This window comes from Thalassospira povalilytica, from assembly GCF_002844235.1.
In the GTDB taxonomy this organism is placed as follows: domain Bacteria; phylum Pseudomonadota; class Alphaproteobacteria; order Rhodospirillales; family Thalassospiraceae; genus Thalassospira; species Thalassospira povalilytica.
Map to the genome: position 1 here is coordinate 93,866 of NZ_PGTS01000004.1, position 25,427 is coordinate 119,292.

Annotated in this window: 21 protein-coding genes; 16 read left to right on the forward strand and 5 right to left on the reverse strand. The window is 55.6% G+C overall.

Features of this window, described 5'->3' with window-relative positions:
* Window positions 1-28 precede the first annotated feature (28 nt).
* From dapA to CU041_RS11960, 14 genes are all read left to right on the forward strand, one after another.
* Window positions 29-928 carry a 4-hydroxy-tetrahydrodipicolinate synthase gene (dapA, locus tag CU041_RS11895; protein ID WP_101247105.1) on the forward strand — a complete coding sequence of 300 codons (900 nt, stop codon included), beginning with the start codon at window positions 29-31 and terminating at the stop codon, window positions 926-928.
* A gap of 83 nt (window positions 929-1,011) precedes the next feature.
* Window positions 1,012-2,370, forward strand: coding sequence for an FAD-binding oxidoreductase (locus CU041_RS11900; RefSeq protein ID WP_267893501.1), 1,359 nt, complete (start codon window positions 1,012-1,014; stop codon window positions 2,368-2,370).
* A gap of 291 nt (window positions 2,371-2,661) precedes the next feature.
* Entirely contained in the window at window positions 2,662-3,123 is a 462-nt protein-coding gene (locus CU041_RS11905) for a (2Fe-2S)-binding protein (protein ID WP_101247107.1), read from the forward strand.
* A 3-nt stretch (window positions 3,124-3,126) separates the two neighbouring features.
* Complete coding sequence (locus CU041_RS11910; RefSeq protein ID WP_101247108.1) at window positions 3,127-5,295, forward strand: xanthine dehydrogenase family protein molybdopterin-binding subunit; 2,169 nt, start codon at window positions 3,127-3,129, stop codon at window positions 5,293-5,295.
* A 102-nt stretch (window positions 5,296-5,397) separates the two neighbouring features.
* Entirely contained in the window at window positions 5,398-6,393 is a 996-nt protein-coding gene (locus CU041_RS11915; protein ID WP_101247109.1) for an XdhC family protein, read from the forward strand.
* A gap of 13 nt (window positions 6,394-6,406) precedes the next feature.
* The gene (locus tag CU041_RS11920; RefSeq protein ID WP_101247110.1) at window positions 6,407-7,051 is read left to right on the forward strand and encodes a nucleotidyltransferase family protein; all 645 of its coding nucleotides are present in this window, start codon (window positions 6,407-6,409) and stop codon (window positions 7,049-7,051) included.
* Between the two features lie 56 nt (window positions 7,052-7,107).
* Complete coding sequence (locus CU041_RS11925) at window positions 7,108-7,788, forward strand: response regulator transcription factor (protein WP_101247111.1); 681 nt, start codon at window positions 7,108-7,110, stop codon at window positions 7,786-7,788.
* A gap of 5 nt (window positions 7,789-7,793) precedes the next feature.
* Window positions 7,794-9,134, forward strand: a complete 1,341-nt coding sequence (locus tag CU041_RS11930) for a sensor histidine kinase (protein WP_101247112.1) — start codon at window positions 7,794-7,796, stop codon at window positions 9,132-9,134.
* Window positions 9,135-9,209: 75 nt separating this feature from the next.
* Window positions 9,210-10,118, forward strand: a complete 909-nt coding sequence (locus CU041_RS11935; protein WP_068517017.1) for a LysR substrate-binding domain-containing protein — start codon at window positions 9,210-9,212, stop codon at window positions 10,116-10,118.
* 428 nt (window positions 10,119-10,546) lie between these two features.
* The gene (locus CU041_RS11940) at window positions 10,547-11,707 is read left to right on the forward strand and encodes an ABC transporter substrate-binding protein (RefSeq protein WP_101247113.1); all 1,161 of its coding nucleotides are present in this window, start codon (window positions 10,547-10,549) and stop codon (window positions 11,705-11,707) included.
* Between the two features lie 220 nt (window positions 11,708-11,927).
* Window positions 11,928-12,917, forward strand: coding sequence for an ABC transporter ATP-binding protein (locus CU041_RS11945; RefSeq protein ID WP_101247114.1), 990 nt, complete (start codon window positions 11,928-11,930; stop codon window positions 12,915-12,917).
* Complete coding sequence (locus tag CU041_RS11950; protein ID WP_068516961.1) at window positions 12,914-13,885, forward strand: ABC transporter permease; 972 nt, start codon at window positions 12,914-12,916, stop codon at window positions 13,883-13,885. Before CU041_RS11945 ends, CU041_RS11950 begins: the two co-directional genes overlap by 4 nt.
* Window positions 13,875-14,690 (forward strand): ABC transporter permease, encoded by an 816-nt coding sequence (locus CU041_RS11955; RefSeq protein WP_101247115.1) that lies wholly within the window; start codon window positions 13,875-13,877, stop codon window positions 14,688-14,690. Before CU041_RS11950 ends, CU041_RS11955 begins: the two co-directional genes overlap by 11 nt.
* A 34-nt stretch (window positions 14,691-14,724) precedes the next feature.
* Entirely contained in the window at window positions 14,725-16,152 is a 1,428-nt protein-coding gene (locus tag CU041_RS11960; protein WP_068516963.1) for a gamma-aminobutyraldehyde dehydrogenase, read from the forward strand.
* A gap of 66 nt (window positions 16,153-16,218) precedes the next feature.
* Here CU041_RS11960 and CU041_RS11965 read toward each other — a convergent pair whose 3' ends face one another.
* From CU041_RS11965 to CU041_RS11980, 4 genes are all read right to left on the reverse strand, one after another.
* Entirely contained in the window at window positions 16,219-17,439 is a 1,221-nt protein-coding gene (locus CU041_RS11965) for an amidohydrolase family protein (protein WP_101247116.1), read from the reverse strand.
* Entirely contained in the window at window positions 17,432-19,981 is a 2,550-nt protein-coding gene (locus tag CU041_RS11970) for a branched-chain amino acid ABC transporter ATP-binding protein/permease (RefSeq protein ID WP_233433094.1), read from the reverse strand. The genes CU041_RS11965 and CU041_RS11970 overlap by 8 nt, the downstream gene beginning before the upstream one ends.
* Before the next feature lie 14 nt (window positions 19,982-19,995).
* On the reverse strand, window positions 19,996-20,871 hold the full coding sequence (locus CU041_RS11975) for a branched-chain amino acid ABC transporter permease (RefSeq protein WP_101247118.1): 876 nt from the start codon (window positions 20,869-20,871) through the stop codon (window positions 19,996-19,998).
* A gap of 105 nt (window positions 20,872-20,976) precedes the next feature.
* The gene (locus CU041_RS11980) at window positions 20,977-22,164 is read right to left on the reverse strand and encodes an ABC transporter substrate-binding protein (protein ID WP_170310213.1); all 1,188 of its coding nucleotides are present in this window, start codon (window positions 22,162-22,164) and stop codon (window positions 20,977-20,979) included.
* A 281-nt stretch (window positions 22,165-22,445) separates the two neighbouring features.
* On the opposite strand from CU041_RS11980, the gene CU041_RS11985 reads away from it, so the two are divergent.
* On the forward strand, window positions 22,446-22,871 hold the full coding sequence (locus CU041_RS11985; protein WP_101247340.1) for a nuclear transport factor 2 family protein: 426 nt from the start codon (window positions 22,446-22,448) through the stop codon (window positions 22,869-22,871).
* A 108-nt stretch (window positions 22,872-22,979) separates the two neighbouring features.
* Here CU041_RS11985 and CU041_RS11990 read toward each other — a convergent pair whose 3' ends face one another.
* Entirely contained in the window at window positions 22,980-23,693 is a 714-nt protein-coding gene (locus tag CU041_RS11990; protein ID WP_101247119.1) for a GntR family transcriptional regulator, read from the reverse strand.
* A gap of 138 nt (window positions 23,694-23,831) precedes the next feature.
* On the opposite strand from CU041_RS11990, the gene CU041_RS11995 reads away from it, so the two are divergent.
* Entirely contained in the window at window positions 23,832-25,424 is a 1,593-nt protein-coding gene (locus tag CU041_RS11995) for a gamma-glutamyltransferase family protein (RefSeq protein ID WP_212733797.1), read from the forward strand.
* The last annotated feature ends 3 nt before the right edge of the window (window positions 25,425-25,427 follow it).

Consider the following 25,427-nt stretch of genomic DNA (forward strand, 5'->3'; position numbering starts at 1 on the left):
GCCACCACCCAAAAGATATGAGACTAAAATGACGCTCACCAAAAACGATATCAGTGGCCTTTATACCGCCATTGTCACGCCCTTCGCCGCAGACAAATCTGTTGATCACAATGCCCTTGCAGCGCTGGTCTCCCGTCAGCTTGCCGCTGGTGCAACCGGTATCGTCCCGATCGGTGGTACCGGTGAATACCCCGCCCTGTCGCGTCAGGAACGCAAGGACATTGTTAAAACCTGTGTTGAAGCCGCGGGCGACGCACCGGTCATTCCGGGTGTTCTTTCGACCGGCTTCCTTGATGCTGTCGAAGCAGGCAAGGATTTTGAAGCTGTCGGTGCGGCCGGTGTCATGACCGTGACCCCGTATTATGCCGCTGGCACCCAGGAAGGCATGCGCGAATATTTCGCCAACTATCGTAACGAAGTCGGCGTTCCCGTTCTTCTTTATGAAATTCCGCGTCGTACCACCGTTGCCACCAAGGCCGAAACCATTCAGGCAATGGCAGAAGACGGCTCGATCATCGGCATGAAATGCTCGAACTACGACATGCCGGAATTCATCAAGACCATGAAATTTGCCGGTGAGAAAATGGCGATCCTCAGTGGCGAAGAACCGCTCTTCGCGACCCATGTAACCATGGGTGCCAAGGGTGGCGTTCTGGCTTCTGCCAACATCTATCCGGAAATCTGGATCGAGATTTTCAATCTTGCACGCGAAGGCAAACTGAACGAAGCGCTGAAACTTCAGACCAAGCTTGATTGCGCGATTGATGCGATCTATCGCGAAACCAATCCAGGCCCGCTTAAGAAATACATGGAAATGGCTGGTCAGCCGGTCGGCGATGTCCGCCTTCCGCTGCAAAGCCCGTCCCAGGACACGATGGCAGCCCTTAAGTCTGCTTTCGATGTTACCTCAGTTGCCAACGTCGCCTGATTTATCTTTTCCAAGGACCTGCCATGATTGATCGTCTCCTCCAAATTCTCGGCGATAAAGGTTTGATCACCGATCCTCAAGAAATGCGCCCCTTCTTGACCGATTGGCGTGATCGCAGGCAAGGCAAGGCGGTTTGCGTTGCGCTTCCAGCCAGCGTCGAGGAGGTCTCCCTGACGATGAAGGTGGCTGCCGAGGAAGGGCAGCCGGTATTTCCCCTCGGGGGAAATACCGGTCTTTGCTATGGCGGTGTGCCCGAAAGCCCGTCGCCCGAAGACAAACCCGGTATCGTCATCAGCCTGCAACGCATGAAGCAAATCCGCGACATTGATGTTGCGGCCAATATTGCCACTGTCGATGCCGGTGTGATCCTGGCCGAGCTGCATGAAAAGACCAAAGCCCACAAACGCCAGTTCCCGCTGTATCTTGGCAGTGAAGGCAGTGCGCAGATTGGCGGTCTGATTTCGACCAATGCCGGTGGCACCGGCGTTGTGAAATATGGCCCGATGCGTGATCTGGTTTGTGGCATCGAAGTCGTTCTGGCCGATGGCCGCATTCTAAGCGATCTTGAAGGCCTTAAGAAAAACAATACCGGCTATGACCTTAAACACCTGTTCATCGGAGCCGAAGGTACACTTGGCATCGTAACCGGCGCAGCCCTTCGTCTGCATCCGGAAAACACCAATGATGCCCATGCGTGGGTGTCGGTTGATTCCCCGGAATCTGCGGTGCGTCTGTTCACCGAGTTTCAGGAAAAATGCGGTTCCTATGTCGAGGCATTCGAACTTCTGTCCGGCACCGAAATTGATGCCGTCGTCCGTCATATCGACCGTGTGCATGTGCCCTTTGACAGCGTGCCGGAATGGTCATTGATGATCGAACTGACATCGAATGACAGCACGGTTGATCTGAATGCCGCGTTCGAGGAAATCCTTGGCGAAAATCTTGAAAACGGATCGGTTCTTGATGCTTTCATCGCGACCCATTCCCAACAGGCCGAACAAATCTGGCATGTCCGTCATTCCGTGACCGAGGCCAACAAGCTTGAAGGCATGGGCATGGTCCATGACGTTGCCGTGCGCGTATCCAAGGTCCCCGCATTCATCGCTAAGGCCAAGGAAGTCACTGCTGAAAAATTCCCGATGGCGACCCCGCTTCTGGTCAACCATCTGGGGGACGGCAATGTGCATTACATCCTGATGTTCCCGCATGATTACTGGAAAAGCCTGCCCGATCCCGAAGCAGTTACCCACGATGTTCAGACCTGCGTGCATGATATTGCCGCAAGTTTCGGCGGAACGTTCAGCGCCGAACATGGCGTTGGCCGCAAACTGACGGACGAGCTGAAACGTCTTGCGGACCCGCTGCGGTATGAGCTGATGAAAAACGTCAAACAGGTCTTTGATCCGGAAAACCGCATGAACCCGGGCGTTCTGTTTGAATAGCTGTCGTCTAACAAATATGGTTTCCGATCTGCTTCGTCTCCCAATCATAAGCAGCATCGATAGAAGCGGGCGCAACCTTGTTGCGTCCGCTTTTTTTGATTTCCCCCCATGCTTCGATCAACTATCCCCCCGAAACACCCGTCGCGACCAGCCTGTTTTTGGCCGTTTGGAAAAGTTGATCACCCTGTTCGGAGCCCACGGTAAATGGGCCAAATACCCGTTTACCGCTTGGTTACCTGCGCCTGCGTGATGATCGCCCATAACAAGCCAAAAGAGAGAGATGAGGCGGTCATGCAATATCAGCTTAAAATCAATGGCGAGACCCGCACCGTTGATGCCGAACCCGGCACACCGTTGCTTTGGGTTTTGCGCGATGAACTTCAACTGACCGGGACCAAGTTCGGTTGCGGTGTTGCCTATTGCGGTGCCTGCACCGTGCATGTGGACGGTTACCCTACCCGTTCCTGCCAGACCTTTGTCGAAGACGCGGTTGATAGCGAAATCACCACCATCGAAGGTGCGACCGACAAGGTTGCCCAAGCCGTTCAGGAAGCGTGGCGTGAAAAAGACGTCGTGCAGTGCGGCTGGTGCCAGTCCGGTCAGATCATGTCGGCCATCGGTCTTTTGACCGAAAACCCGAAACCGACCGATGATGACATCAAGGATTACATGAATGGCAATGCCTGCCGCTGTGTGACCTATGTCCGCATCAACGAAGCCATCAAGCTCGCATCCCAAAAGCTGGAGGCCTAAGTCATGAACATCAATGTTTCACGTCGCGGTTTCCTTAAGGCATCTGCTGCGGGCACCACTGCCCTTCTGGTCGGGATCAATGCCAAGGGTGTTCTCGCGGCCGGTTCAACGGCGACGGCGGCAACCGATCTGAACCCGTTTGTCAAAATCGATGCCGATGGCACCGTTACCGTCATCATCAAGCATTTCGAAATGGGCCAGGGCACGACAACCGGCCTGACCACACTGGTCGCCGAAGAACTCGATGCCAATTGGGATACGGTCGTTCCCGAATTCGCCCCGGCCGATGTTGAACGCTACAAGAACCTGTTCTTTGGTGCGCAAGGCACGGGTGGATCGACCTCGATCGCCAACTCCTTCATGCAGTATCGCGAAGCCGGTGCGGCTGCGCGCGACCTTCTGGTACGTGCTGCCGCCCAAAGCTGGGGTGTCGATGCATCAACCATCACGGTTGAAAACGGCATGCTGTCATCGGGCGGAAAATCCGGTCATTTCGGCGAATTCGTTGCCATCGCCGCAACGCTTTCCCCTGTCGAAAAGCCCGCGGTCAAAACCCCCGATCAGTTCAAACTGATTGGCAGTGACAAGCTGCACCGCAAGGACAATACCGGTAAAACCAATGGCACCGCGATGTTTGCCATGGATGTCAATCTGCCTGGCATGATCTATGCCGCCATCATCCGCAGCCCGAAATTCGGCGGCACGGTGGTGTCATTTGATGACAGTGCGGCCAAGGATGTCGGTGGTTTTATCGCTGCACAGGTTCTGCCCAACAAGGCCGGCGTGGTTGCCTTTGGCAAAAATACCTGGGCGGCGTTTCAGGCCCGTGACGCCCTGTCGGTTGAATGGGATTTCAGTGCGGCGGAAACACGCAGCACCGATGCCATGATTGCCGATCATGTTGCATTGCTTGATGCCCCGCAATTTGATGCCAATCACGAAGTGCCGCTGGCCTCGGTTACACCGATCCTTGAAGGGGCCGCCAAAACGATTGATGCACAATTCACCTTCCCGTTCCTGGCCCATGCACCGCTGGAGCCGGAAAACTGCACGATTGAGCCGGTTGGGGATGGTGTGCGCGTTCATGACGGCTGCCAGTTCCCGACCCTGACCCGTCCGATGGTCGCAGCAACCCTTGGCATTGATCCGTCCAAGGTCGAGATCAGAACGCTTTATGCTGGCGGATCATTTGGCCGTCGTGCCAATGCGGCATCGGATTACAATGTCGAAGCCGCCATGGCCTTTGCCGTTTCCGGACGCAAGGTTCCGGTCAAACTGGTCTGGAGCCGCGAAGACGATATCAAGGGCGGCTATTATCGCCCGATGTCGGCCCATCGTGCCAAAATCGGCATTGATGCCGATGGCAAGATTGTCGGCTGGGATCATCGTCTGGCAACCAAATCGATCGCCAAGGGTGGCCCGTTCGAAATGATGGTTCAGAACGGCGTTGACCCGACCTCGGTCGAAGGAGTCGCCGAAAGTCTTTATACCCTTCCCAATATGGGGATCGGTCTAAGTGACTTTACCACCGCGGTTCCGATCAACTGGTGGCGGTCAGTCGGTCATACCCATACCGGCTTTGTGATGGAAAGTCTGATGGATATGGTCGCGACCGAAACCGGTCAGGACCCGATTGACATGCGTCTTGCCATGCTCGACCCGTCTGGTGCCAATCAGGCCCGCATGATCGAGGCCATCAAACTGGTCCGCGAGATTTCCGGTTGGCAAAAAGGCGACAAGCGCGGCTTTGCTGCCCACTTCTCGTTCAATACCTGTGTGGCAGTGGTTGCCGATGTCACGGTCGAAGACACCACTGTTCACGTCAACAAGCTGTTCATGGCGGTCGAATGCGGGGTTGCCATCAATCCCGATGTCATCCGTGCCCAGATGGAAGGCGGGGCGGGCTATGCCCTTTCGGCCATCTTCCGCAACGAAGTCACCCTGACCGACGGCGAAGTCGATCAGTACAACTTCCCGGACTATGAATTGCTGCGCAATCCGGAAATGCCGGAAATCGAAGTCGCCATTGTTTCATCGAACAATGCACCAACCGGTGTTGGCGAACCGGGCGTTCCCCCGACCGGTCCGGCTGTTGCCAACGCCATCTTTGCCCAAACCGGCAAACGGATCCTTGATCTTCCCATGACCAAGGCCGGTTTCGATTTCGTCTAAGGTATCGTCGGCATTGCCGGCATCGCTGCCCGGGGGACCAAATTTCTTCCCCTTCCCCGGCTCTCCGGGCAGCTCCCCTTTTATTGAAAGGGCGTGTGACTGATGAATAACCAACTTTCCGCCATGCTGTCGGCCTGGCAGGAAAACCGCAACAGCACCGAATGGGTGCTGGGCACGGTTTACCGCACCGAAGGATCGGCCTATCGCAAGGCCGGGGCAATGATGCTGATTAACGGGCACGGACAGCAGTTCGGCCTGCTGAGTGGTGGTTGTCTTGAGGCCGACATTATCCGCAATGCCCGCAAGGCCATGCTGACCGGTCGCCCGGTCATGCTGACCTATGACGGCAATGACGAAGACGACCTTTCCTTCAAGCTTGGTGTTGGATGTGGCGGCACGGTCCATATCATGCTGCAACCGGTCAGTGCCGAAAACGACCTTGGCCTGTCGGATTTGCACAGCGCCCTGACCAGACGCCAAGGCGGCCTTTATTTTCAGAAAATCAACGCGGTCGAAGGCTATTTTCAGACTGGTGAAATTCACGCCAACCCGCCCGCCCATATCGAAAATCGTATCGATGGCGACTGGCTGGTTACGCCGATTTCCTCCGAACCCCACATCCTTGTGGTGGGGGGTGGCATTGATGCCCGCCCGGTGATCGGGATTGCCCATACCATGGGCTGGAAAACCACACTGGTCGATCCGCGCCCCGCCAATGCGCGGCCCGAACATTTTCCGCAGGCCGATATGATCCTGCGCACTATTGACCAGGACCTTGCCGTCTATGTCCGCGATCAGCGGGTCGATGCCGTGATCCTGATGGCGCATAGTGTCGGCATTGATGCCAATGCACTTGGCGTTTTGTGCGACACCCCGATCCGGCATCTTTCGGCCCTTGGCCCGCGCCATCGTTTTGCCGATGTGCTTGAACGCGCAGGCCTGACCCGCAATGATCTGGCATTTGATATTTCAAGCCCTGCGGGTCTGGATATTGGCGGGCAATTGCCCGAAAGCATTGCGCTTTCGATGTTGTCGGGCATCCATCACGCCCTGTTCAAGCAGCGCGCCGCACCGGCCATGGCGCAGGCTGCGGAATAAGACTGATGCATTCATGACCCCGCAGACAAATCATCCGGTGCCCAAATGCGCTGCCCTTATTCTGGCTGCGGGCGAAAGTACGCGTTTTGGCGGCCGCAAACAGTTGGCCGACATTCATGGCGTTCCGATGATCCGCCACACGATCGATGCGCTTGCCAGTTTGCCGGGGCTTGATCGCTTTGTCGTGCTGGGTGCTTTTGCCGATGAAATTCGCCCGGTCATTGGTACCGATTGCCATATCGTTGACAATCCGGACTGGGCATCGGGGATGGGAAGCTCGATCGCTGCTGGCATTAAGGCCATTGCGAAAAACGGGGATTATCACGCCGTTCTGATCGCGCTGTGTGATCAGGTCAGGCTAGGCCGTGGCGAATATCAAAAACTGATCGGATTCTTTGACGGTGAACACATCATTGCCACGCGCTATTCCGGTGGCTTTGGTGTTCCGGCCCTGTTTCCGGCAAGCCTGTTTTCCGAAATTGCCACCCTGTCCGGGCCATCGGGGGCGCGCGCAATCCTGAACGGGGCGGATCATGACGTGATCGGTCTTGAACTTGAAGCCGCGCGTTTTGATATCGATACCCGTGACGATCTGAATGCCGTTCTGAGCATGCCCGCTGGCTCGGCCGTATCTGGCAAGCCGGGCATTTCCGGCTGACCTGCGGGTGGAAATGCGCCATGGTAACCCTGCGCGCTGTTAACGAGATGACGTGAATGAAAGCAACCGCCAACATCATGGTCCTTCTGGTCGAGGACAATATGGATATCGCCGCAACCGTCAGTGACTATCTGACGATTGAAGGGGTCGAATGCGACCATGCCTATGACGGCGAAACCGCGTTCAAAATGGCCCTGACCGGAGAATATGACGTTATCTTGCTTGATCTGATGTTGCCATTTCGCGACGGCATCAGCATTTGCAAGGCGCTCCGCGATGAAGGGATCGATACCCCGGTCTTGATGCTGACCGCGCGCGATACCCTTGATGACAAGATCGAAGGTTTCCATGCCGGTGCCGATGACTATCTGGTCAAACCGTTTGCACTTGAAGAACTTTTGCTGCGGACCCGCGTTTTGTCACGTCGGCGCAGTGGCGAGGTAAAGCGTTTCTCGCTTGGGGACCTTCGGATTGATTTTGAAAACCGTTCGGTCGTGCGGGCCGGGCAAAATATCAACGTATCGCCAACCGGTTGGACGATATTGGAAGTTCTTGCGCAAAACAGCCCGCGCGTTGTCACCCGGTCGCGCCTTTCAATGGCATTGTGGCAGGGCGACCCGCCTGATACCAATGCGCTGAAAACGCATCTTTACAAATTGCGCCATCGGATCGACAAACCGTTCGAGCAAAATCTTATTCACACCATTCCGGGCCAGGGCGTGGCCCTGCGCGAGTAACTGTTATGTCGTCACACTGCTGTGCCCCCAAGACCCGCTCCTTTTCGCGCTTTGTGCGCAATTACGTGTTACTGGGTCTGATCATCACGCTGGTTCTTTATACCGCCGTGCTTAATTTCTACATGCTCTATGGCAAGTGGATGGTCGCAGCCTTTCAGCTTCAGCTGATTGCCGAACAATATGACGATCAACTTCTTCGTGACCCGAATGCGCCCCTGCCCAAGGGGTTCAATATTGAATCCTTTGAAAATTTTGATCAGTTGCCCGCCGAATTGCGCGCCCATGTCACACCCGACGATCTGGAAACCGGCGAGCTTTTCTACATCAATACCGATCAATATACCGATCAGAAAACCCCGGAAAATCCGATCTTTCTGGTCTTTCCCCATCAGCTTGCCGATGGGCGCAACATCCTGATTTTGCAGACCTATCACGTGGGTGACGGCGACAGTGTGTTTTTCGAACGCCTGCATAATCTGGCGTGGCTGTCTGTTCCCTTTGCCCTGATCGTGATCTGCATCTTTGCGTGGTTCCTGTGGATCATTGGCAAACGCCTGACCAAACCGTCCGAAGATTTGCAAAGCTGGGCCAATAACCTGACCGCCGACAACCTTGGTGCGCCGATCCCCGATTTCGGGTTCGAAGAATTGAATGACGTTGCCCACGAACTGCATCGGTCCGTTGACCAGATTGACAAATTCGTTGCCCGCGAACGCGAATTCCTGCGTCAGGCCAGCCACGAATTGCGCACGCCTGTCACCATCGTTTCGGGCAATGTCGAACTTCTGGAAAAAAGCCCGCTGAACACTACCCAGTCACGGGTGATGGCACGCATCAAACGCGCAAACCGCAACATGCAGCAATTGCTTGAAACGCTTTTGTGGCTGGGTCGGGAAAACGCGCCGCTGGGCGAAACCGAACATATCCATTTTTCAAGCTTTATCGAACAGGAAATCAGCGATCTTTCCTATTTGACCGAGGGCAAACACGTCACATGCCACTTTGTCCCCGATAGCCGGGAAACCGAAATCGCGACATCACGTGCGGCCCTGATGATTGTGGTCTCCAACCTGATCCGCAATGCGTTCCAGCACACCCCAAAAGGTCAGGTCACCATCACCCTGACCGGCACCGAACTGACCGTTGAAAACACCATTTCGACCTGTAACGGCCAATGCACCACGCCGCAGGGCGAAGGCATCGGCTTGCAGCTTGTCCGGCGTATTTGCCAACGGCTGGACTGGCATTGCACATCGACACATTTGCCCAATGGCGGCATGTCGGTCAGCTTCGATCCCGGCGCCAGAACACTGGTCAAACCGGCCCCGGAATTGGTGGAAAGCTAAGTCCATCTGCATTCCTTGTCGCGGTATCGAAAAAACCGCGACAAGGCAACTGCCATCGCCTATCGTGATGGCATCATGGCATTTACCATTCGACAGCTTCAATATTTCGTCGCCGTTGCCGAACAGGGAACTGTATCGGGGGCGGCGCATATTCTGTCGATTTCGCAATCTGCCGTGACCGAGGCGATCAAGGAACTCGAAGCCGATCTGGGCGTCACCCTGTTTGACCGACATTCGCGGGGCCTCAATATCACCCATAACGGGCATCAGTTCCTGCGCCATGCCACCACGATCCTGGCCAGCGTATCGGACGCCAAACAGGCATTCGAAGACACCGCCAAGGCCGAACAGGGCGAATTGCATCTGGGCGTGACCTCGCTTGTTGCCGGTTATGTTCTGTCTGACATTCTGGCCCGCTATCGCCGCGCCTATCCACATGTGACGGTCAGTGCGATTGAAGATAACGGTGATTATCTGGAACATCTTTTGATTGGCGGGGAAATTGATGCCGCGGTCATGGTGATTTCCAACCTGCGCGATCGCCTTGCCCTGCAATCGGAAATTCTTGAAGTTTCCCCCTATCGCCTGTGGTTGCCACTTGGTCATCGGTTGGCCACCGCGCAAAGCATCACCCTTGATGATGTGACATCCGAACCGCTGATCATGTTGACCGTTGATGAAATCGAAGAGGCCACCGGCAAGCTTCTTGGTGCGCTGGGCACCCGTCCGCGGGTGGCATTTCGCACCAGATCGGTCGAGGCAGTACGCAGTCTGGTCGCCACCGGGGCAGGATTGTCGTTGCTGCCCGATCTGGTTTATCGCCCCTGGTCGCTTGAAGGTGACCGGATTGAAAGCCGCGATGTATCGGGCACCCTTCCGATGGTTCAGGTCGGTGTGGTCTGGCGCAAAGGGTCACCGCTTTCACAAGCCGCGCGCGATTTCATCGGATTGGCTCAGGCCCACCGCGCGACACGTCTGCGTTAAAGCATATTGCCCTAAATCTGGTCCACTTTGCCGGAGGCATCATTTTGTCCGGCAAGGAAAGGTTTGCAGAGCGTAGCGGGGCTACGGTCAAGAACCTTGACGCTGTGGGGCAAAACGATGTCCCGGCCCGAAGGGTTTGTTTTTGGCGTGTCGTTTGGCAAGGCACAGCGCACAGGACGATGCGGCGCATCGTTCAAACGATGTAACGTCGCCAAAGGCCGCCAAAAACAAACAAAGTGAACCAGATTTAAGGCAACATGCTTTGGCCTCGCCCAATCGCTTTGCTACCATACGCTTCAGTATGATATCGGAAAAACCGATAACGTATTTCTGATAAATGAAATTGTGAATGCTCAGGATCGGCGTACCCTTGGCTGCGGGAAATAAAAGTCACACGAATTGACGCCCTGCAACTGGGAGACATCACTATGAAATCGTTACTGAAATCGGGCGCGTCCGTCATGGTCGTGCTTGCCTTTGCGGCCAGCCAGGCCGCAGCCGCCGACATGATGACCGAACTTGGCACCCCCGAAGGCAACGTGAATATCGTTGCATGGCCGGGCTATATCGAACGCGGTGAAACCGATGCCAATTTTGACTGGGTGACATCGTTTGAAAAAGAAACCGGATGCAAGGTAAATGTCAAAACCGCCAACACATCCGATGAAATGGTCGCCCTGATGAACGAGGGCGGCTTTGACCTTGTCACCGCATCGGGCGATGCATCGCTTCGCATGATTGCCGGCAAACGCGTTCAGCCAATCAATACCGACCTTATTCCAAGCTGGAACACGGTTGATGACCGTCTGAAAAGTGCGCCCTGGCACACGGTTGACGGCAAACATTACGGCACGCCCTATCAGTGGGGGCCGAACGTTTTGATGTATAATACCGAGGCCTTCAAGGAAGCGCCGAAAAGCTGGGATGTTGTTTTCAAGGAAATGACGCTGGCCGATGGCAAATCCAACAAGGGCCGCGTTCAGGCCTATGACGGTCCGATCCATATTGCCGATGCGGCGCAATATCTGATGGCGCATAACCCGGAACTGGGCATCAAAAGCCCCTATGAGCTCAATGCCGATCAATATGCCGCCGCCCTTGATCTTTTGCGCGGACAGCGCGAACTGGTTTCGCGGTATTGGCATGACGCCTTCATCCAGATGGATGACTTCAAGAACGAAGGCGTTGTTGCATCGGGTTCATGGCCGTTCCAGGTCAACCTTCTGAAATCCGAAGGCCTTCCGATTGCATCGACCATCCCCGAAGAAGGTGTGACCGGCTGGGCCGATACCACCATGCTTCATGCCGATGCCGAAAACCCGACCTGTGCCTATTTGTGGATGGAACATTCCCTGTCACCGAAAGTTCAGGGCGACCTTGCCGCATGGTTCGGTTCAAACCCGGCAGTTCCGGCTGCTTGTAAAGGCAATGCCCTTTTGGGTGACGAGGGTTGTGCAACCAACGGCTTTGATGATTTCGACCGCGTAAGCTTCTGGCAAACCCCGGTTTCGAAATGTGAAAGTCAGGGTGAATGCGTCCCCTATTACCGTTGGGTATCTGACTATATCGGTGTGATTGGCGGTCGCTAAGACCTCCTTGTGACCAGACATGGTAGGGCGTCAGGTGTCTCGTACACCCGGCATCTGATGCCTGCCTGCTGAATTGCGCAATCGCTGCCAATCCGGGGGGCTTGGCCGTGCGATGGGCATCAGCCACGGTCACACATCACCCGATTGGGCGCCACCCGCAACCTCCCTTGCGACCCGAAGCCCGCCCTGCGCGGGCGGGCTTCAAACAACTGGTTTACCAATGACGACTGCAGTTTCCTTTTCAAGAGTTTCACGCCATTTCGGCGCGGTTCGCGCCGTTGATGACGTGGATCTGTCAATTGCCGAGGGCGAATTTTTCGCCATGCTCGGCCCGTCAGGATCGGGCAAAACCACCTGCCTGCGCCTGATTGCCGGCTTTGAGCAACCGACAAGCGGCCATATCGAAATCTTCGGCACCAAGGTCGAAAACGTGCCGCCCTATCGGCGCAACGTGAATACCGTGTTTCAGGATTACGCCCTGTTCCCGCACATGAACATCATCGACAATGTGGCCTATGGCCTGATGATCCAGGGAATGGGCAAGGCCGAACGTCACAAGGCCGCCAATGAGGCCCTCGAACTTGTCGCCCTGCCCGGCTATGGCGACCGTCGCCCGGGGCAGCTTTCCGGTGGACAGCGCCAGCGCGTTGCCCTTGCCCGTGCCTTGGTCAACAAACCCAGGGTCTTACTGCTTGATGAACCGCTGGGCGCGCTTGATCTGAAACTGCGTGAACAGATGCAGGATGAACTCAAAACCCTGCAACGCAAACTTGGCATCACGTTCGTCTTTGTCACCCATGATCAGGGCGAAGCTCTGTCGATGGCCGACCGGGTTGCGGTGTTCAATGACGGCAAAATCCAGCAGGTCGGAAGTCCGCAGGATATCTATCAACGTCCGCAAAGCCGCTTTGTCGCCGATTTTGTCGGATCATCAAACGTTCTTGAACCCGATTTTGTCAAACAGCTGACCGGCAAGGCCACCTATGCCAGCCTGCGCCCCGAAGCCATCCGCTTTGTTCAGTCTGATGGCCACGCAGCAACCGTGACCGGAAGCAGCTATTTGGGCGGCACCACCCGGGTCGGGTTAGCGCTTGGCGATATGCGGATCAATGCCCTGATTGCTGCCGATCAGGTCGTGCCGCAAAATGGCGCCGCAGTTCAGATCAGTTGGCAGGAAAGCGAATTGCATTTGATGGAGGATGCCCAATGACGGCCGCATCCCCCGTCACGGAACCCGCGCAAGGTACGGCCATTCTGCCCGGTCAGGGCGGATGGACCGGATCGCTGTCAGACCGGTTCTGGCGCAATCCCAAACTGCTTTTGATCCTGATGCTGACCCCGCCGGTTCTGTGGCTTGGCATCATCTATCTTGGATCGCTGTTTGCGTTGCTGGCGCAAAGCTTCTTTTCCATCGATGAATTTTCCGGGATGGTTCAGTACGAACTGACGCTTAAAACCTATGGCGAACTGTTCCGTCCGGCCAATCTTGATATCATCATCCGCACCGTTTCCATGGCGGCCATCGTTACGGTTGCCGCGGCCTGTGTGGCCTTTCCGATTGCCTATTTCGCCGCGCGCTATGCACGCGGTAAATGGAAGGCACTGTTTTACATCGGTGTGATGCTGCCGCTTTGGTCTAGTTATCTGGTCAAGGTCTATGCCTGGAAACTGATCCTTGCCAAGGAAGGCATCCTGACATGGATTTTTGCCAAGCTGCATCTGACCTGGCTGCTTGAAGCGTGGCTGGCGATCCCGATCATTGGCGGCTATTCCCTGTCGGTCAGCTATACCGGGACTTTCCTTGTGTTCCTTTATGTCTGGTTGCCCTTCATGGTTCTGCCGGTTCAGGCCGCCCTTGAACGTGTCCCGGGAAGCTATATCGAGGCATCCGGTGATCTTGGCGCTACGCCGGGTCAGACATTCCGCCATGTGATTTTCCCGCTGGCCCTGCCCGGTATTGTCGCGGGGTCGATTTTTACCTTCTCGCTGACCCTTGGCGATTACATCATTCCGCAAATTGTCGGGTCATCACGCCTGTTTATCGGTCAGGCCGTCTATGCCCAGCAGGGCACGGCGGGCAACATTCCGCTGGCCGCGGCCTTTACGGTCGTGCCGATTGTCATCATGGGCTTCTATCTTTGGGGTGCAAAACGTATGGGGGCTTTCGATGCGATCTGATGGAAAGCAAAGCGCACCCTTTGCGCTTAAGGCAGCTGCCGGGCTTGGACTTGCCTTCATGCATCTGCCCATTGCCCTGATCTTTGTCTATGCCTTCACGACCGAAGACAAATCATATCAGTGGCCGCCGCCCGGTTTCACCCTGAAGTGGCTGGAAGTTACCTGGAACCGCCCGGATGTCTGGGATGCACTGAAACTGTCGCTTCAGGTCGCGACCATTTCGACCGTGATTGCCATGGTTTTGGGAACGCTTTGTGCTGCGGCGGTATCGCGGACCAAATTCTTTGGCCGCGAAACAATATCGCTTCTGGTGATCCTGCCGATTGCCTTGCCGGGCATCATCACCGGTATTGCGCTTCGATCCGCCTTCAGCATTGCTGACATCCCGTTCTCGATCTGGACGATCATTCTGGGTCACGCGACCTTCTGTGTTGTCGTTGTCTATAACAACGCGGTCGCACGGTTCCGGCGGACATCGGGGTCGCTTGTCGAAGCATCGATGGATCTGGGCGCAAACAGTTTCCAGACATTCCGCCATGTCATCCTGCCCAATATCGGCACTGCCCTTTTGGCGGGGGGGATGCTGGCCTTTGCCCTGTCCTTTGACGAGGTGATTGTCACGACCTTTACCGCCGGTCAGCAATCAACATTGCCGATCTGGATGCTCGAAGAACTTGTCCGACCGCGCCAGCGACCGGTCACCAATGTAGTGGCGATGGTTGTGGTTCTGGTCACGGTCCTGCCGATCCTTGCGGCCTATTACCTGACCCGTGATGGCGATCAGGTGGCCGGATCCGGGAAGTAACAACGTAATAACGATAGAAACGGGAGAGCTTATCATGGACACAAAGATGCTGATCGGCAGCAGCCTTGAAACGGGCGTCGAAGCCGAAGAAAACATCATCAATCCCAAAACCGGCGAAACCATCATGATGCTGCCCGAAGCATCGATGGAACAGATCGACCGGGCCGTAAATGCCGCCGAACATGCATTCCAGTCATGGTCCCGTACCACACCGGCGGAACGGTCGAATTACCTTCTGAAAATTGCCGACCGGATCGAGGCCGAGGCCGAAGAATTCGTCAAACTGGAATCGCTTAACTGTGGCAAACCGATCAATGCGGTGCGCGATGACGAAATCCCCGCCATTGTCGATTGCTATCGTTTCTTTGCCGGTGCCGTGCGCTGCATGCAAGGATCGCTTGCCGGTGAATATATGCCCGGTCATACATCAATGATCCGTCGCGATCCGATCGGGGTTGTGGGTTCCATCGCGCCGTGGAACTATCCGATGATGATGATGGCCTGGAAACTGGCCCCCGCCATTGCCGGGGGCAACACCGTTGTCTTCAAACCGTCTGAACAAACTCCGCTGACAGCCCTTAAGCTTGCGACCATTCTGGCCGATATCCTGCCCGAAGGTGTCGTCAACATCGTTCTGGGCCGTGGGGCAACGGTTGGCAATGCCCTGATCAACCATCCCAAGGTCGATATGGTTTCGATCACCGGCGATGTCGCGACCGGCAAAAAGGTCCTTCAGGCCGCCGCCAAATCGGTCAAGCGCACCCATCTTGAACTCGGTGGCAAGGCGCCGGTGATTGTATTTGATGACGCGGATGTCGATGCCGTGGTCGAAGGCCTTCGCGCCTTCAGCTACTATAACGCCGGGCAGGATTGCACAGCGGCATGTCGCATCTATGCCGGTCCGAAAATCCATGACAAGCTGGTGGCGGATCTTTCATCGGCGGTTTCAAGCATTGCTTATGCCCGTCCCGATGATGCTGAAAACGAAATCGGCCCGCTGATTTCCGAACGCCAGCGCGACCGGGTGGCGAGCTTTGTCGCCCGCGCATCGGAACAAAAGCACATCGAAATTACCACCGGCGGCAAACTGCATGACGGGCCGGGCTTCTTCTATCAGCCGACCGTGATTGCAGGTGCCCTGCAAAGTGACGAGATCGTCCGCCGCGAGGTCTTTGGCCCCGTGGCATCCATCACCCGCTTTACCGATGTTGACGAGGCCGTCGCATGGGCCAATGATTCCGATTACGGTCTGGCATCATCGATCTGGACCAAGGATATCTCGCGCGCCATGCAAACAAGTGCGCGGCTGCGGTATGGCTGTACCTGGATCAACACCCACTTCATGCTGGTCAATGAAATGCCCCATGGTGGTTTGAAACAGTCCGGCTATGGCAAGGACATGTCACATTACGCACTCGAAGATTACACCGCTGCCCGTCACATCATGATCGCGCACGGCTAAGCTAAAAAAACCAATCATCAGACAAAAGGGCAGCCCGGAAAGCTGCCCTTTTTTCATTTGTATGATTTATGGGTGAAACAGCCTGGCGGCAGGATGTTCGAACGTGACCCGCCCGTCTTTCATGCCCAACACGGGACGGCTGATTTCGGAAACCACCTGGGCGCGACTTTGGGCGGGCAGGATGATGAAGCTTGCAGTTTCGCCCACCGCAATCCGGTTTGATCTGCCCAGAAGTTTGGCCGGGGCATCGGCGATCATGGCAAAGCAGTTTTCAAGTTCGGCTTCTGTCGAAAGCTGACTGACATTGGCATAAAGGTTCGCCATGCGTGACAGTGAACAATCCCCATAAGGCGTAAACGGATTAAGCACATTGTTGGTCGCAATCGTGCAGCAAACCCCGTGCGCGGCCAACTTGTGTGCCGGGGCGACACCCCGCGGTACACTATGATCATGATCGCGCCCGGTCAGGAAAAGATCGGTTGCCGGAAGCACGGTTAATCCGATCCCGGCATCGCGCATAATCGCAATCGTGTCTTCAAGTTGCGGTTTGGGCAGGACCGACAGTTTGGTGACATGGCCAATCATCACCCGCCCCTGCCAGCCAAAGGCAATCGATTGGCGGGCCACTTCATCAAGATGACGCCATGAACCGTCCAGATCAAAATCCAGATGGAAATCAAGATCGACATCATATTCCTGCGCCATTTCAAACAGGCGCAGGATCTGACCGTCGGGATCGGTATCCATATATGGGCAGCCCCCCAAAAGGTCCGCGCCGTTTTCAAGGGCCTCGCGCAGCAATTCCTCGGTCCCCGGATAATTCAGCAACCCTTCCTGCGGGAACACGCAAATCTCGATATCCATCGCCCATGCGTAATCGACCTTAAGCCGTTTGATCGCGTTAAAACCCGCAAGCCCGATGCCCGGATCAATTTCCACATGGGTGCGAATGGCGTTGGTGCCCTGGGTGATTGCCTTTTCAATTACCTTGGCCCCGCGTGCATAGACGTCATCTTCGGTAAAGCCGCTTTTGGCATTGGCAACCGCACTGATCGCACCGGCAAGTGTGCCGGTTTCATTCTTGGCACGATCCAGAATGCAGGCCTTATCCAGATGCAGATGGCTTTCAACAAAGCCCGCCGTCACCAATTGCCCGGCCGCATCAAAAACCGGTCCATCCCCGGTGATCGATTGAGCGATTTCAACGATTTTGCCGTCGGCAATCCCAAGATCAAGAAGGGTGTTTTCGCCATGCAGACAGGCATTCTTTACCAGATAATCAAACATCTCCTACCGCCACCTTTTCTTGATTTTTATCGCCCTGTTCACTGCCGCCCAGATAGGCGGCAATCAGGCGTTCATCCTGACGCAAATCCGATGCAGGCCCCTCGGCCACTACCTGTCCCTGTTCAAGGACATAGGCATAATCGGCCACCGAAAGCGCCATGGTCGCCATCTGATCGACCAGAAGAATGGTCACGCCATCATCGCGAAGCTCGCCCAGAATGGCATAAAGTTCTTCGACCATCGCCGGTGCCAGACCAAGGGACGGTTCATCAAGCAAAAGCGCCTTTGGCTTGGCGACCAGACCGCGCGCAATCGCCATCATTTGCTGTTCACCACCCGACAGCAACCCTGCCGGACTGTTGATGCGGTCACGCAACCGCGGGAAGCGTTTCAGGATGGCTTCAAGTTCATCAGCGCTGACGGGTTTCGGTTGTTTATAGGCCCCCAGTTCGATGTTTTCGCGCACCGTCAGTTCGGGGAAAACCTGACGCCCTTCGGGCACAAGGATCAATCCCTGTTCAACGATCTGATGCGGGGCAAGGGCATGGATATATTCGTTATTAAGAACAATCTGCCCCTTTACCGGACGCAACAGACCCGCAAGGGCGGTCAGGAAGGTCGACTTGCCCGCACCATTGGCGCCAAGCAGCGCGACCATTTCGCCCTGACGGACCTTGATATCAACCGATTGCAGAACCGGGGCCGCCCCATATCCCGCGGTCAGACGCAGGGTTTCAATCACCGGGGAATCCCCGGCTTCGAACGGAATGGGTCTTGGACGGGCCTTCATTTTTCCATCGCCAAGATAGGCAGCAATGACTTGCGGGTTGCTTTGCACTGCCTGCGGGCTTCCGAAAATGATCGGGGTTCCGGCATCCACCGCCAAAATCTGATCGGAAATGCCCATGACCATTTCCATGTCATGTTCGACCAGAACAACCGTAATCCCGGCATCGGCCAGTTGGCGCAGCAGTTTGGAAAGTGCGACCTTATCGGCATGCATCAATCCGGCGGCCGGTTCATCAAGCAGAAGAACACCGGGCCTGGTCGCAAGTGACCGGGCAATTTCGACAAGACGGCGATCCACATGCGGCAAATCACCGGCACAGGCATCGATATCGCCCTGATAGCCGCAAAATGCCAAAAGTCCGGCGGCATGGTTGCGGTTGTCATCTGATGCAATCGCGCTGAACGGCTTGCCAAAACGACCAACCGGAAGACCGGCAATGACATTATCGACAACCGACATATTTTCAAAAAGCCGGGTTGCCTGATAGGTGCGCGCAATCCCGTTGCGGGCTGCAAAGTCGGTCGGTTTCCCGGCAATGTCCTGATCACCAATGCGAACCGCACCCTCGGTCGGTTTGTAGAACCCGCTGATGATGTTCAAAAGCGTGGTCTTGCCCGCCCCGTTCGGACCAATGATCGACGTAACCTGCCCCGGCTTGGCGGTGAAGGATACGGAATTGACCGCCTTCACCCCGCCAAAGGCAATCGAGATATCATCAACCACCAACCCGTCTGACTTGGCATAGGCTTTAAGCCCTGCCTCGATCTCGGCCGCCGGGGTGGCATTGACCATACGTTTTTTAAGCGGGATGAACCGTTCGATCACCCCGACAATACCGCGCGGCGCGATCAACAGAACCACAATCAGAAGTGCGCCAAAAATCAGCAAGCGATATTCGGCAAAATCGGCCAGCATTTCGGGCAGCATCACCGAAACCGTGGCGCCGACCAGTGGCCCCAGAACCGTACCGGCCCCGCCCAGAATGACCGCAAACAAATACAGGATCGACTGGCTTAGCGGGAAGTTGCTGGGTGCAATAAACATCATAAGCGGCGCAAACAGCGCCCCGGCAAGACCCGCCATCGCCGCCGCAATGGCAAAGCCGGTCGCCTTGACGACAAAGGCATTATAGCCCAGCGAACTGGCCGCAATTTCGGCATCGCGCATCGATGTCATCGCCATGCCCCAGCCACTTGTCGCCAGACGACGGAATGCCAGCAACGCGACCCCGCCCAGAATAACGCACAGCATTACAAGATCGGTTTCGCTTAGCATATAGCCAAACAGTTCGGGCATCGGGAAGCCCATCAATCCGTTCTGCCCACCGGTCAGGGCACGCCATTCAATCGCGCCATGTTCGACAATAAAGGCAAAGGCAATGGTCACCATGGCAAGAAACGGCCCCGCCATTCGCACCGCCGAAAGAGCCAGCAAACACCCGGCAAACCCGGCAATCACCGATGACGCCAAAAGCGACAGCCAGAAATTCAAGCCAGCCAACGTCAGGATCGCACTGGCATAGGCCCCGATGGCAAAGAACCCGACCTGCCCCAGTGACACCAGACCGGTCAAACCATAAAGAACGTTCAGCCCGACACAGAGAATGGTTGTGATCGCCACAAGGCCGATGATGAACTGGGTATAGCCACCGGTGATTGAAACGCCGATCAAACCGCCAAGCACAGCAAGGATGATCGCAGCATCAAGAGCAACAGGCTTGTTCAGTTTGGGCATCGGGTTTTTAAATTTCATATCGCGTTTCATCATCAGACCTTCTTGATCGCTGCACGACCAAACAGGCCGCTTGGTTTGATGGTCAGAACCGCGATCACAAGCGCGAACACGACGATGAAGGTATAAGACGATCCGAGATAGGTGGTCACAGCGGCTTCGACCAGGCCATAGATAAAGCCTGCCAACATGACGCTATAGGCCGATGTCATGCCGCCCAGAATGGCAACGGCAAAGGCCTTAAGCCCGAACAAAGTGCCCATGTCCGAATGCACCGAAAATAGCGGCGCGATCAGAAGCCCGGCACAACCGGCAAGCATCGATGAAATGGCAAAGGAACCCGTGACCATCACGGTGGTATTGATCCCCATCAGCTTGGCGGCCTGAAGGTTTTGCACCACCGCCAAAAGCGCGCGGCCCTGCCGGGTATGGCGGAACAGGGCATGAAGGGCCAAGGCCACACCGATGGCGGCAATCGGGATCAGGATTTGTTGCGGATAAACACCCGTCCCAAAGATATTCCAGCTTTCACCAACAAGGGCGGATGGCAAAGTGCGCGGTTCATTGCCAAAGGTAAAAAGCACCGCGTTATCAAGCAAAATACCGCCGGCGACCGTCGCCATCAGCCAGGCTTCGGAATTGCGAATGGCAAAGGGACGCACAAGGAAAAACTCGACCAGAATACCGCCAAGCCCGCAGCACAGAATGGCAAGCGGATAACCGACAATGACAGGCAAGCCATATTGTTCACAGAAAACAAAGCCCAATACCGCACCCAGCATCACCATTGATCCTTGGGCGAAATTGACCTTTGAGGACACCGAATAGGTGATTTGAAAACCAAGTGCGATCAGTCCGTACATACTGCCCAGACCGATCCCGGTAATCAGGGCTGCGATTAATAATGTCATTGCCAGTCGCCTGTTATGTCACGCACCAGAAGTGCATCATTCAAAAAGGAATAAAGCCCTGTGCGATGCAGGATGGGTCCGCCGCGCACAGGGGTAAAAAGCGGCTTATTTAATCGGAATGATTTCGCCTTCGACGAAATGCGCGAAGGTGTAATCTTCCGGACCAAGCGCGTCCTGGTCATCCGGGGTGAACGGCTTGTCATAGGTTTTGATCATGCCTTCGACACCCGAAATCTCGTACATCGCTTCGCGGATGGCCGGACCGTCGGTCGAACCGGCCTTTTCGATGGCCGCTGCAATCAAAAGGGTCGCGTCATAGGCATTGGCAATACCGGTTGCCGGGGTCACATCGGCAAGGGTTTTGATTTCCGGGAATTTTTCCTGAAGCTTGACGAACATCGGGCTGGTTGCATCGGTAAACAAATAGGTCTGGATGAAATGGACCTTCTCGCCGGATTTGCCTGCCAGTTCGGTAAAGCGACCACCAGCCGGGCCCCAATGCGAGGAAATCGGCACATCCCAACCCATACGATCAAGCGACTTGATCACCTGTGCGGTCGGGGCAACGTTGGCAACCACGAACAGGGAGTCAGCACCATTTTCCTTAAGGCGGGTCAACTGCGGGACAACATCGACGTCATTTGATTCAAACTTTTCGATCCCGGCATGGGTCATGCCACGTTTTTCCAGCGCCTTGAGCAAGCCCTTCTCGTTGGACTCCCCCCACGGGTTGTTGATCAGGATCATGCCCGGTTTTTTGGCACCGTAATTTGCAATCAGATATTCGGTGATTGCTTCGTCGACATATTCATCAACGGCCGAAACGCGGAACACATAGTTTTCTTCGGCACCGTTTTTGGTGATGCCGGTGCCAGCAGCCCAAGGGCCGATGAACGGAATTTTCTGCTGATTGGCATACGGGACAATGGCAAAGGATACCGGCGTATCAAGACCGCCAATGATCGCAGCAACGCCTTCGCGCTGTGCCAGTTCACGGGCCGCGACCAGACCTTTGCCCGGGTTGCTTTCATCGTCGCGCGATACAAGTTCAAGCGGCTTGCCAAGAACGCCGCCCTCGGCATTGATCTTGTCAATCGCAAGAGTAATGCCGCGCGTGATTGCTTCGCCGGATTTGGCCGACTGGCCACTCAGCGCAGCAACAAGGCCAAGCTTCACGGTGTCTTCGGCACGGGCGTTATGGATGGGCAAGGTGGCAGCGAACATCATCGCAGCAGCGGCCCCCAAAAGGGCGGCACGGCGCGTCAGTTTCGGAATAGGCGAAGAAATAGGCATGTGAGACTCCCTGATTATGTGACTTTCGTATTCCGGTCGCATTCGGTCGTCGCAGTTTCACGATACGCGCCGAACAACCACCGCACTGCAGCAAGGCCCGTGCCAAGAATAAGAATTGATAAGTTTCAGATACTTACGGGAATACAGGTCAATTAACGAAGCGCATTTGCCTCATGTATACGCAAATTGCATGCAATTATTGCATAAAATTAGTGCATGCAAATTTTCTGCCTGCGTATTATGCTGATCACAAATCAATTGCAGTGAATGAGGAATTCCAGATGACCGATCAGACTGCGGTAAATGTGCTTGCTACACTGCCGCCCGAAGCCCGGACCGTGCGCGATTTTCTTGATGCATCCATGAAGCCCGACCCCGAACTGGCGGCGACTTTCATGTCTGATGATGTCGTCATCACCTTTACCGATGGTCAGAAATACGACCATCCGTCGGGGACCACGGCCTTTAACGCCGCGCGCTATAAATGGGTGAAAAAGAAGTTCGGCCAGTTTGATGTCGCCAATACCAACGGCCAGACCGTGGTTTACAGCACCGGCTGGCTTTATGGCGAATGGCCCGACGGAACGCCGTTTGAAGGCAATCGTTATGTCGACCGTTTCGTGATTGAAAACGGCAAGATCGTCAAAATGGATGTCTGGAATGAAAGTGCCGAACGCATTCTGGTGCGCAAAGGCATCAAGGCCTGATCCCCGATGCATATCAGGCGATGCGGCGTACCAATCCTTGATCACATTTGCGGAACTGACCGCCTGTTCTTGCAGGCGGGCGGTTATGTCCGCGCACGTACTGTTGCGTTAGGCCCCGCCGTCACGCACCTTTTTGGCATAGGGTTCCAACGCATCCAGATACAAAAGCGGCCCGCCTTCTTCGGTCGTGAACAATGCACGGTCGGCCACGGCGGTCAGGTGATGCCGCATCAATTTGCGCGCGGTTTCTTCATCCCCGGTTTTCAGGGCTTCGATGATCTGTCGATGTTCCTGAATGCCGCAATCGGTCGAATGCGGCCTTGCATACAGCGACAGCGTCAAACCACAGCGATATCCGATTTCCTCGACATAGCGCAGCAAAACCGGGCTTCCCGAAAGCTTGGCCAGCAGGATATGGAACTCGGTGGCAAGCCGGATCGAAATCGGCTCGGACGCATGTTCGGCGGCGACTTCCTTGGCCAGATGGGCTTCGAGCTCGGCCAGAAGTTCCGGGCTCATATTCTTGATCACCCGGCTGATCACAAGGTCTTCGATCTGGGTGCGCAATTCAAAAAGATCGCGCGCTTCTTCAAGACTGGGCTTGGCGACCATGGCGCCCTTGTTGCGGCGAAGTTCAACCAGACCTTCGGCAGCAAGTCGTTCAAGGGATTGACGAATAAGCGTGCGACTGACACCGAAACGTTCGCCAAGGGAATCCTCGGGCAATTTCATGCCGGGCATCAAAACGCGTTCAAGGATTGCCGAACGCAATGCCGAACTGATCATGTCCGTGCGGTGTTTAACCTTGTCAGATGCCTTCATGCCTGCCCGCCACGTTTCCCGATGCATACAATAAACTGTTTGCGTTTGTATAATTGATTGCATGCAATTTCGCCACAGCTGATCCGAACTTTGCCTGATCCCGCCCCATCATTTGAAATCGCAGAAAGAAATCCGACCATGTCCGATCCCGCATCCATCCACCGCCATCGCGCCATGATCACAAGCCCAAGTACAGCCGCCAGCGAGGCCGGGGCAGAAGTCCTGCGCGATGGGGGCACCGCGATCGAGGCGGTGGTCGCAACAGCGGCAATGTTAGCGGTAACATACCCGCATTTCTGCGGCATTGGCGGGGACGCGGTCTGGATGGTGTCGGACGGATCGGGCAAGGTACAATCCTTTTTGGGCATCGGACAGGCCGTTCAAAATCCGGGCAGCTTTGCCGATGCGGGTAAACCGATCCCCCTGCGCGGTGCGGGTTCAACCCTGACCACTGCCTGCACGGTTGATTCCTGGCAACATGCGCTGGATCATTCGGCGCGTCATTGGGACGGCAAAAAGACGCTTTCCGATCTGATTGCGCCCGCCATTGATCTTGCCGAAAACGGCTTTCCGGTCAGTGCATCACAATGCTTCTGGCTTGATTTCCGCAAAGAAGACATCGCCAACTGGCCGGGCTTTATCGATATCTTTGCCCCCAACGGCAAAATGCCGGTAGCGGGCGAGATGTTTTATCAGCCGCAACTGGCCGAAAGCCTGAAACTGATCGCGCAAAACGGCGCGCGCGATTTCTATGAAGGCACCCTGTCGGATCGCATTGTTGCCGGGCTTTCCGCGGCCGGATCACCAATCACCAAGGCGGATCTTGCCAAAACCCGCACCCGCACGGTTGATGCGGTTTCCCTTGATTATGGTGATGTCACCCTGTTTGCCCCGCCTGCCCCGACACAGGGACTGGCAACGCTGATGACCATGGGGGTTTTGCGCGAACTCGGCCCCAAAAACTGGGCCGAAGGCAATGCCGATCATTTCCATCTGGTGGTTGAGGCCATCAAGCAGGCATTTCTCGAACGCGATCAGATCGGTGATCCCGATTTCGCCCAAACCGACTTTACCGCAATGCTAGATCCCGCAAATCTGGCACGCGCAGCCAGGTCCGTTTCGACTGAAACCGCCTTGGACTGGCCCCATCCGTTCCGACATGGCGATACGGTTTTCCTTGCCGCCAGGGACGCGCAGGGCAATTGCGCAAGCGTTCTGCAAAGTACGTATTTCGATTGGGGCAGCGGGGTGGTTGCCGGTGATACCGGCATCGTCTGGCAAAACCGGGGTGCGGCATTTACCACCAATACCGATCACCCAAACTGCTTTATTCCCGGCAAACGCCCGTTCTATACACTTAATCCCGGTTTGGCCATTAGGAACGGTAAACCGCATCTGCTGTATGGGACCCAGGGGGCGGATGGACAGCCGCAAACATTGGCGATGTTGCTGACCCGTGTTTTTGATTTCGGCCTGTCACCAGCCGACGCCCTTGCAAAGCCACGCTTCCTGTTGGGCAAGACATTTTCCGACAGCAATGACAGCCTGAAACTGGAAGTCGATGCCGGCGATGACGTGTTTGATACGCTGTCAAAGCGTGGTCACATCCTGCGCGCGATTGAAGCACAAAGTGCGCTTGCCGGTCAGGCCGGGATCATTCGCATTGACGAAAACGGCTTTGTTGACGGCGCCCATGATCCGCGAAGCGACGGCATGGCAATCGGGGTTTAAGCC

Coding starts and splice junctions, on each gene's coding strand:
- dapA (WP_101247105.1), top strand. CDS start 29: ATGACGCTCACCAAAAACGATATCAGTGGCCTTTATACCGCCATTGTC.
- CU041_RS11900 (WP_267893501.1), top strand. CDS start 1,012: ATGCGCCCCTTCTTGACCGATTGGCGTGATCGCAGGCAAGGCAAGGCG.
- CU041_RS11905 (WP_101247107.1), top strand. CDS start 2,662: ATGCAATATCAGCTTAAAATCAATGGCGAGACCCGCACCGTTGATGCC.
- CU041_RS11910 (WP_101247108.1), top strand. CDS start 3,127: ATGAACATCAATGTTTCACGTCGCGGTTTCCTTAAGGCATCTGCTGCG.
- CU041_RS11915 (WP_101247109.1), top strand. CDS start 5,398: ATGAATAACCAACTTTCCGCCATGCTGTCGGCCTGGCAGGAAAACCGC.
- CU041_RS11920 (WP_101247110.1), top strand. CDS start 6,407: ATGACCCCGCAGACAAATCATCCGGTGCCCAAATGCGCTGCCCTTATT.
- CU041_RS11925 (WP_101247111.1), top strand. CDS start 7,108: ATGAAAGCAACCGCCAACATCATGGTCCTTCTGGTCGAGGACAATATG.
- CU041_RS11930 (WP_101247112.1), top strand. CDS start 7,794: ATGTCGTCACACTGCTGTGCCCCCAAGACCCGCTCCTTTTCGCGCTTT.
- CU041_RS11935 (WP_068517017.1), top strand. CDS start 9,210: ATGGCATTTACCATTCGACAGCTTCAATATTTCGTCGCCGTTGCCGAA.
- CU041_RS11940 (WP_101247113.1), top strand. CDS start 10,547: ATGAAATCGTTACTGAAATCGGGCGCGTCCGTCATGGTCGTGCTTGCC.
- CU041_RS11945 (WP_101247114.1), top strand. CDS start 11,928: ATGACGACTGCAGTTTCCTTTTCAAGAGTTTCACGCCATTTCGGCGCG.
- CU041_RS11950 (WP_068516961.1), top strand. CDS start 12,914: ATGACGGCCGCATCCCCCGTCACGGAACCCGCGCAAGGTACGGCCATT.
- CU041_RS11955 (WP_101247115.1), top strand. CDS start 13,875: ATGCGATCTGATGGAAAGCAAAGCGCACCCTTTGCGCTTAAGGCAGCT.
- CU041_RS11960 (WP_068516963.1), top strand. CDS start 14,725: ATGGACACAAAGATGCTGATCGGCAGCAGCCTTGAAACGGGCGTCGAA.
- CU041_RS11965 (WP_101247116.1), bottom strand. CDS start 17,439: ATGTTTGATTATCTGGTAAAGAATGCCTGTCTGCATGGCGAAAACACC.
- CU041_RS11970 (WP_233433094.1), bottom strand. CDS start 19,981: ATGAAATTTAAAAACCCGATGCCCAAACTGAACAAGCCTGTTGCTCTT.
- CU041_RS11975 (WP_101247118.1), bottom strand. CDS start 20,871: ATGACATTATTAATCGCAGCCCTGATTACCGGGATCGGTCTGGGCAGT.
- CU041_RS11980 (WP_170310213.1), bottom strand. CDS start 22,164: ATGCCTATTTCTTCGCCTATTCCGAAACTGACGCGCCGTGCCGCCCTT.
- CU041_RS11985 (WP_101247340.1), top strand. CDS start 22,446: ATGACCGATCAGACTGCGGTAAATGTGCTTGCTACACTGCCGCCCGAA.
- CU041_RS11990 (WP_101247119.1), bottom strand. CDS start 23,693: ATGAAGGCATCTGACAAGGTTAAACACCGCACGGACATGATCAGTTCG.
- CU041_RS11995 (WP_212733797.1), top strand. CDS start 23,832: ATGTCCGATCCCGCATCCATCCACCGCCATCGCGCCATGATCACAAGC.